Here is an 8093-nt window from a genome sequence, read left to right on the forward strand (position 1 = left end):
GTTCTTCCTTTATTAATAATATTGAGTCCAAAGCACAGTGTGAAAAAACAGCGCTTTGATATTTTTATCCTGAACAAAAATACCGCTTAACAGCTTTAATATAAGGTTGGACGGCGCACAAAGGCACGACTGTTTACAAGCCTTAGACAAATACTTACAAGGATGAGCAGAAGGGTGTTTAAGGAATTGGGTTGAAAGTCTAAAAGTGCTGAGTTTTGAAATTGGGTTTAAAATCTAATTTCATTAAAAACAGTAATTTATTTTTATTTTTAATGAGGTCTTAGATGTTTTTGATGAGTCGTTAGACGCAAGGTGAATTTATAAAATGGCTGCCTAATCACATTTTTCCTACTTATTTTTTACAAAACTAGCTGGCTGCTCATTACATAAGTGCGTGATGCTAAATCAATCCTGAAACTTATAAAGTAAAGTACTGTTTTTAATTTTTATTGGCGGGAGGAATTGCTGAAAAAATGAAATGCTAATCAGCCGGTGTGAAGGATTTTTATTGGCGGTGCTGGAAAGCTTATGTCATGGTGTTCCTGCCGTTTCATATGATATTCCATATGGGCCATCCAGTATGATTCAGCATAATGTAAATGGTATTTTAACTGAGCATAGAAATTATCAGCTGATGGCGCAGGAAATTTCTAAAAAGCTGAATGAGCTGAAGAAGATGTCAGACGCTGCTTATCAGTCTATAGATAGCTATAGGGAAGAAAATGTGGCTAAAATTTGGAGTGCGGTGATTCAGGCGTAATACACAGGTTTACGCATAGCGTCTGCATGTGCAGGGGGCAGAATAAAAGGCATTTGCAGTTTTTCAGCAAATGCCTTTTATTTTTTATAAACCTTTGTTTTGGAGCCATTCAAATAATTGGCGGTAAACGCCGTCACGGACGCTTTTTTCAGACAGCACCAAATCATGCAAGCCATTTTGAATGCTTTGTATGGTGACATCACCTTGAATTTTTTTAGCGTATTTTTGAATATCTTTGACCCCCAAAATAATGTCGCTGCATTGCGCATCTTTGCCCCATTTGCGCGGATTTTTGGTTTGGTGTGAGTGCATGACCAGCGCTGGAATGTCTAAGGCTACACCTTGATGTATCTCTTTTTGCGCTTCATGAATAGCATGTACAAAACTGAGGCGCACTTTAGGATAAGTCTGTTTTTTCCAGTCTAAATTGAAGTCCCATTCGCCCTTCAGGTCTTTATGCAGGCTGGCTGTATACCATTTATTTAATTCGCTGGGGAATTGTAAGTCTGGAAAATTTTTCCCCACTTTACTGAGCTGCGGCACACCAAATTTACGCTTCACGGGATTCATATTGAAATCATAAAACGGGCTGTTGATCCAAAGCGCTTTGATGAGCGGATGGTTTGGATGATGCGCTGCATAAAGTGTGGCGGTCAGGCCGCCTGTAGAGTGGCCGCAGAGCAAAACGCTGTCATGCTGTTCGGCTGCAATGATTTCCAGCGCTTGGGTGATTTCGGCATCATAGTCTGCTATGGCGCGGATGTTATAAAGTTTCTGGTGCGGCAGAATCGAGCGGCCATATTTGCGTAAGTCCAGTGCATAAAAGTCAAAACCGTGCTGATTAAACTGTTCAGCCATTTCTTTTTGGAAAAAATAATCTATAAAGCCATGTATATACAGTACGGCCTTGGCTGTTTGCTGAGGCGCTTTTTTGCGGACTAAAGTGGCCGTGACTTTGCCTTCATAATCATCGGGAAATTGCAGTGTCATTTGTTCATAGCCTGCGCCCAAAATGTCGGCGCGGTATTGAGGTGCAGATTGCTGTGTCATTGTTATGCTCATTGGTTTTGTTGTTGATCTATCGCTTTTGATCATGCCACATTTTTGCAGTTTTGGGGCTGTATGGAAACATAGGCTGCAATCATCAGCTTTCTAAGGCGGGCGGGGTAAAGCCAGCAATGATAATTGGATATGCGCTATAAGATGTTTAGTGTTATGGGTTGGGAGCCGCTGATGGGCTGCAAGGAGATAATAAAAAAGCCCCCATCTTTCGATGAGGGCTTTTTTGAATCTGGAGCGGGAAAGGAGACTCGAACTCCCGACCCCAACCTTGGCAATAGCCACCGACATAAAATACCGTGAATTACATAAATTGTATTTAAAAAAACTCTATATATAACGTATGTATAGTCCATTCTTTTGTTTTGATGTAATTTAAGGCAGGGTAGGGTACTTTGATTTTTGGTCACTAATATTAGTATGATAATCAACAATAATAATCAACATACAAATGCTTAATTTAAACCTAGTTTACTGTTTGGTATAATTATTCATAATGAGGCTAGGAGGGGGCGCCTAGATTTAAGCTACGATTTCTGTTTGGTCTTTTGGCGCAAGACTTACAAATAGACGCTTTCTACTTTTCACTTGTCCAAGGTGAAGTGCGCAAAAATCGTAATGATGATTAAATACTTGGGTCTATGCAAAAACATCAGATTTCAAGTTGACGACTCAAGCATTCATTGCCGCCATAGTAATCCAATATGTCAGCAAGATTTATTGTGTAAAGGATCATTGGATGTGTTCATATTGAATCAATCTTATTTAGGAATAAATGCATTATAAGCTAGGTCAGGAAGAAACCTTCTCGGATTAAATATTAGTGATGTTATCAAAGGATAAATCTCCATTTTTAACCTGCTTTTTATGGAAGGACTAGCCATGAATGCGTAGCCTACTCAATAAATTCACAAAATTAGGCCGACCGCATATTCAGGTTGCACCCTAAATTTAAGTTAATTAGAGGAAACTCTCTCTTTTCAGCTCTTTATACAGCAAAGCTGATTTAACTAAAAGTTTTAATCATAAATTAGGTTAATCACACTTACACTTTTAACAATGCCAGGTGTAACCGGTATTACATCTGCGTAATATGATGCATTAAATGATTTACTGACAGATTTAGAGCTACTAAGCGTTCCAAATGCAAACTTATTATTTAAATTTAAAGGGCCAATAGGTATAGGAACGTTTGAAGTATCTGTTAATTTAATTTTAATATTTGATCCGCCAGATGTCGAATCGATACCATTAAGAAGAATACCATTCTGATTACTCGCACTTGTATAATTATCAGTAATTGTTGCTGAGTAACGTGTATTCGCAGCATCATCATTACAAATGGCAGTTATCGTTAGACCAGTTGCCCCGCCTAAAGACCCAATACTTGGAAAATCAGAGATTCTCATTGAAGGAAGGTTGACTGCAGGGCTATTTAAAGTACATGTAGATGAAGTAATCGTATATGTAAGGCTTGGAATCGTAATTGGTTTGCTGGCTGATCGGCTTCCTCCTGTAGCAGTATATGTGCCCAAAATTATATTGCTAATACTATATGTACCAGGAGTCAAATTTGTACCCCGTATAAGCACACTGACATCTTCTAATCTCATCCCGCGAGTGTCACTACTCCCAGTATACATATTGATCTGATTTCCATTATTAACTGGATAGAGCTGGGCGATATCCTGATTATCTTTTACGCTAAAAGCGATATATACTTGCGCAGGATTTGCTGAAGTCGGTGTTGCAGAATTTGAGATACGAAAGTAGGTTCTACCATTAAGACTAATAACATCAGTAGTACTTATTGTAGCAATAGATGTTCCCCCTAAAATCCTAAATATATTAGAGCCTGAGTTAGTACAATTATTAATAATTGTTCCATAACGGTTAGGAGTAACTGAAGGTGTCAAAATTTGATTGTTTGCATTTGACTTAAAAGAACCAAGATTCGCAATTGTAAAAAGTGGATTCTCTGTTCTAGTTGTATTACAAGCATAAACAGCACAGGGAAATGATAAAACCAGAATCCCTAAAACCAGAAGTATTCTCTTCATTATTAATGGCACTCCACGTTTAAAATTTCAAAATGATAGTTCTTCCTTATTGGCTTTGCTTTTAAAGGAGGAATAGGATCAATTTCACAACTCTGGTTCATTTCTGTTCCCCAAAGAACCTTCAAAGGCTGCTCAAATACATCATTTCGATTTTCAAGAATCACTTGATTGGATTGCCCCATCATTCCTAATACGGTACCATCACTTTTTAAAACCTGACTGCCAATAGGCAATTTGACGCTATTCTTAACCATTATTCTAAGTAAAATATTTGAAGTCTGTTTAGCATTAAATACTGCTAAAGTTGAACTATATTTTCGAGGAATAACTTTAATTTGATTTGATTCTAAAACTACATCTATCGGCAGATCTTGCGGATTTACACTAATGTCATTCTCACTGTAAGCCGAGCTTGTTGGATAAATAGCATTACCGAATCTATCAAGTTTTACACCCCATGCATTATTTAATCTTGCACCACCACCATTTTCCACATGCACAATGGTGTAGGTATCTGCAAGTGTATTGACTGGGGTAATACCATATTTGTGCGCGACCAATGCACCTTTAGCAGAGAAAGAGTATTGCTGCTTATCATCAGTAGCAAAAACTGTAGCGCCTAATGAAACTTTAGGTAATAAATAATTCGCATTAGCTTGGATTGAAGTTTCAGCATGATCATGATAGTAGGTACTTAAGATGCCCGCACCAAAATTGAAGTTGTTCAACTCACCCAAAGAACCAGATACATTTACATTCCCAGTAGTAAAATCATTGTCATTCTGAGTAGTCTGAATATTTGAAGTCAAAAATAGTTTACTTTTCCTCCAGTCCAAAGGCAGAGAAAAACTTAAATAAAATGTTTTATCATCTTCATTAAAAGATGAATAATCAGTTTGTGAATAGCCTAGTGTATAACCGATTTTATTCCACAAATTACTGTAGCTAATATTAAATTGCTCAGCATCTTTTGCGCTATCCCAATATGTATTTTTTGAATAACCAAAACTAAAATTCGACGAATTATTCAAAAACTTATTTTTCATAAAATTAATAGAAATCTGATCTTTCAAATTATTTGTTATTCTGTAGTTATTCTGCTCAGAATCTGTAAGGTATTCATAATTTAAGCGAGAAAATGTATTTGAAACAGTTAGGTAGCTTTTACTTTGATGTAGTGCATTTAAAAATACACTAAAATCATATTTATCAAAATTATACCGATAATCGAAATTATATTGCTCACCATTGAATTTTTCAGAGAAAACTTTAGCTTGGCTTGAGCTGAACTTAAGGTTTATCCCGCCAATACCAGAATTGATAGCAGCACCAAATAATAAACTATTGTAATTTTCAGAAAGATTGATACCACTTAACAATGTTAGATTATTATTCAAACCATAGCCATAATTTAATTGTGATATTAAATCATTTGTCGTCTTATTTAAAAAATGATAATTACCAATAGATGCACTATAATTATAGCGACCAGGTTTAATCATATATACATTCTGCTGCACAGGAACAGTGTAGGTTTTTCTTTCACCACTATTTTCTTCAATTTCAACAATTAAATCACCACTACCTATAGAACCTAGATCTGTTAATTTAAAAGGACCTGCTGGAACCGTTTTTTCATAAATTTTTACACCATTCTGAAAAACTTTTACCACTGCATTTGAATTAGCAACATTTTCAATAACTGGTGAATAAATTTGCTGTGACCAAGGAAGCATCGTTTGATCTGAGGCAATTTGCACACCTACAATTGGCAGGCTATCAAGCTGATAATTTTGAGTATTGAACTGTCCTAGACTTAAACGAGAATATATTGGCAATATATCTGTATGCAAAACATTTTCATAAGATGTATAGCCCCCTAATCCTGAGTCATTAGAATCAAAATTACCTTGATGCCTAAAATACCAGCCATTAAAATTGACACCACCGCTTACACCTAAATACTGAGTAGTTCTATCATCATTATGAAAAGTATTATAATTATATGAAATAAATCCAGAATTCACGCCTTCATCAAATAACTTTGGATTTATATACCCTTCAGGATGTTCATTTTTTATTGCTTGAGGTACATATAAGTTTAATACTAATTTAGAGCTATCCATATCATAGTAGGCATTTTTATGTATATCATTTATACTTAAGCATTCGTCATCAGGTAATTTGGATAATACTTTTTCATCTAAATCTAGATAATTAAGCAAATCTTTATCGAGACACAAAAATGCTGCTTGATCATTTTTTTTCTTGATGAATCTAACTTTAGTATCTGTAACTTTTAATTTATTGATATTTAATTGAACATAGTAAGTGCCTTCTTGAATTGTACTTTTACTTTTAAAGCTATCTAAGTTAATGTTTCTATTATCTTGCCCATATAAAGAACTAGGATTGAAGTAAGCAAAATTTGATGCATCTAATACTTGTGTTTTTTCAATTTCATTTACATCCAAACTATTACTTATTTTTACTTTATTAACAGAACCTTGGGGATCTTTAGTAGCTGCTATGTTGTTCGAGTGTGAAACTACTGGCATAAACATTAAAATATAAAGAACATTATATTTAAAATTTTTCATTACTCACATTCCAATAAAACTAGCTAGTTACCGAAAGAAAAATAAAATTAATTCAAAGTTTTAGTAAATTTTTGAACACCACCCAAGTCGTTTAATACTGAATAATCAACTTTATTTAAACTTTTAGGGAGTTTAATCTCGTCAATTATTTGACTGGAAAATGGATTGACCATTATTGCTCGCGTTATATTTTTTTCATTAAAATCATCACTAGCTACAATATTTACAAATGTAATAAAATATGGGGTTGGATTTTTAACTTCTAATCCGCCATTTACTTCACTAATCTTAAATTGAACTTGACTATAAGTACCTTCATCTGCCATCTTAAGCTTACTTGGCCTATAAAATAATTTAATTCGGGTTCTTACAGTAAATGACAGTAAGTTTTTATTTGCCAAATTCTGATTATCTGGTGGAATATCCAGCATATTGAACCAGAATAAAGTTTCTCTATCTTCAGGTAATTTAGGAGATCCCGTTTGGATAATACGGATTATCTGCCCCTGATTTGGTTCAACTCGGCTTAATGGCGGAGAAATAATAAATGGTATTTTTTCTGCTTCAGGAATTTCACTTAAATCCCCATCATCAATCCATGTTTGAACTAGTGCTGGGGTGTTGAATTCATTTCTAATTTGCACACCAACATTTGATGAACTTGCAGGAAAAACGATGCGTGTTCCATCAATCGTTACTCCCGCCACGGCAAAGTGAATACTGCATGCTGAAAGCAATGATAAAATAATTTTACGCATCATTTTTCCTGTTCTAATTATTATGGGTAAGTAATATTGTAAGTTACTACTGCTGTAACATCCTGAGCTTCTGGGATTACTGAACCATTTCCAGCATAGTACTGAGCGGCATAATAAAAACGGTTATTTGTAGAATCATAAGCCGCTTTCGCTTGTGTCGCTGTATCACTGTAATCTACAGCTACGCCCGCGCCTGTTGAGTTTGGTTTAGCTAATATTTGAATATATGCAGGATTAGTTGCTGATTTTGTCGATGCTTTGTTTAATAAAGCCGTTGTTTCATCACTTTTATAGTCAGATGCATTCGCTGTACTTAGAGTAACTACTGGAGCAAGATTTGCACCTAAACCAGCAGCGGTATAGCAAGCTGATCCATCAGTTTTTGTTAATCCCACGTTGAAAGCTTTCAAGCCGCTTACACGATTTAAACTTGTAAAGTTTGAGCTTGGAATAGTATTCAAAGTTACTACTACATTTCCTGTTCCAGTTGCTGTTGAGTCAGCGCCTGAAAGAACACAAGTTTCGTTATAGATTTTACCATTAATTGTAATAGTCCCTGAGGCTGCTAATGCGATAGTTGACATACCCAATGCAGATAAAGCTACCAATGTACTTAAAGCTTTCATTATTTAACCCTAATAAAGATAGATGATTGTTAGATAAAACATATAATTCAGACTTATAAGCTTACAAAACCAAACCCATATGCACATTATCCAACTAGAATAGTACATTAATTATACACAATGCATCAATCAAAACATCACTTTTTATAATAAATGTTAACAAAATCTCATTTATTTGTGATGTTTTATTTGAATAGCCACCATTCTCCTAGACAAATTTCGTCTATTAT

General features: G+C 35.1%; 6 protein-coding genes. 1 reads left to right on the top strand and 5 read right to left on the bottom strand.

Annotated elements, in window-relative coordinates; all coding sequences use genetic code 11:
• Positions 1–478: 478 nt before the first annotated feature.
• A complete protein-coding gene (locus tag D7V32_RS16225) occupies positions 479–760 on the top strand; it encodes a glycosyltransferase (protein ID WP_228200240.1) in 282 nt (93 codons plus the stop codon).
• An 84-nt stretch (positions 761–844) separates the two neighbouring features.
• Here the strand turns inward: D7V32_RS16225 and D7V32_RS16230 are convergent, their stop codons facing one another.
• The 5 genes from D7V32_RS16230 to D7V32_RS16250 form a co-directional block, all read right to left on the bottom strand.
• On the bottom strand, positions 845–1810 hold the full coding sequence (locus D7V32_RS16230; RefSeq protein WP_120403845.1) for an alpha/beta hydrolase: 966 nt from the start codon (positions 1808–1810) through the stop codon (positions 845–847).
• 1028 nt (positions 1811–2838) lie between these two features.
• Entirely contained in the window at positions 2839–3879 is a 1041-nt protein-coding gene (locus tag D7V32_RS16235) for a fimbrial protein (RefSeq protein WP_120403846.1), read from the bottom strand.
• 2 nt (positions 3880–3881) lie between these two features.
• Entirely contained in the window at positions 3882–6479 is a 2598-nt protein-coding gene (locus D7V32_RS16240; protein WP_120403847.1) for a fimbria/pilus outer membrane usher protein, read from the bottom strand.
• Between the two features lie 47 nt (positions 6480–6526).
• Complete coding sequence (locus tag D7V32_RS16245) at positions 6527–7240, bottom strand: fimbrial biogenesis chaperone (RefSeq protein ID WP_120403848.1); 714 nt, start codon at positions 7238–7240, stop codon at positions 6527–6529.
• Positions 7241–7257: 17 nt separating this feature from the next.
• On the bottom strand, positions 7258–7863 hold the full coding sequence (locus tag D7V32_RS16250) for a fimbrial protein (RefSeq protein WP_120403849.1): 606 nt from the start codon (positions 7861–7863) through the stop codon (positions 7258–7260).
• Positions 7864–8093 lie beyond the last annotated feature (230 nt).

The sequence above is a fragment of the Acinetobacter tianfuensis genome, from assembly GCF_003611465.1.
In the GTDB taxonomy this organism is placed as follows: domain Bacteria; phylum Pseudomonadota; class Gammaproteobacteria; order Pseudomonadales; family Moraxellaceae; genus Acinetobacter; species Acinetobacter tianfuensis.

Excerpts from the sequence above, each read along its gene's own strand:
- D7V32_RS16240 (WP_120403847.1), bottom strand. The coding sequence starts at position 6,479 with ATGAAAAATTTTAAATATAATGTTCTTTATATTTTAATGTTTATGCCA.
- D7V32_RS16245 (WP_120403848.1), bottom strand. The coding sequence starts at position 7,240 with ATGATGCGTAAAATTATTTTATCATTGCTTTCAGCATGCAGTATTCAC.
- D7V32_RS16250 (WP_120403849.1), bottom strand. The coding sequence starts at position 7,863 with ATGAAAGCTTTAAGTACATTGGTAGCTTTATCTGCATTGGGTATGTCA.
- D7V32_RS16230 (WP_120403845.1), bottom strand. The coding sequence starts at position 1,810 with ATGACACAGCAATCTGCACCTCAATACCGCGCCGACATTTTGGGCGCA.
- D7V32_RS16225 (WP_228200240.1), top strand. The coding sequence starts at position 479 with ATGCTAATCAGCCGGTGTGAAGGATTTTTATTGGCGGTGCTGGAAAGC.
- D7V32_RS16235 (WP_120403846.1), bottom strand. The coding sequence starts at position 3,879 with ATGAAGAGAATACTTCTGGTTTTAGGGATTCTGGTTTTATCATTTCCC.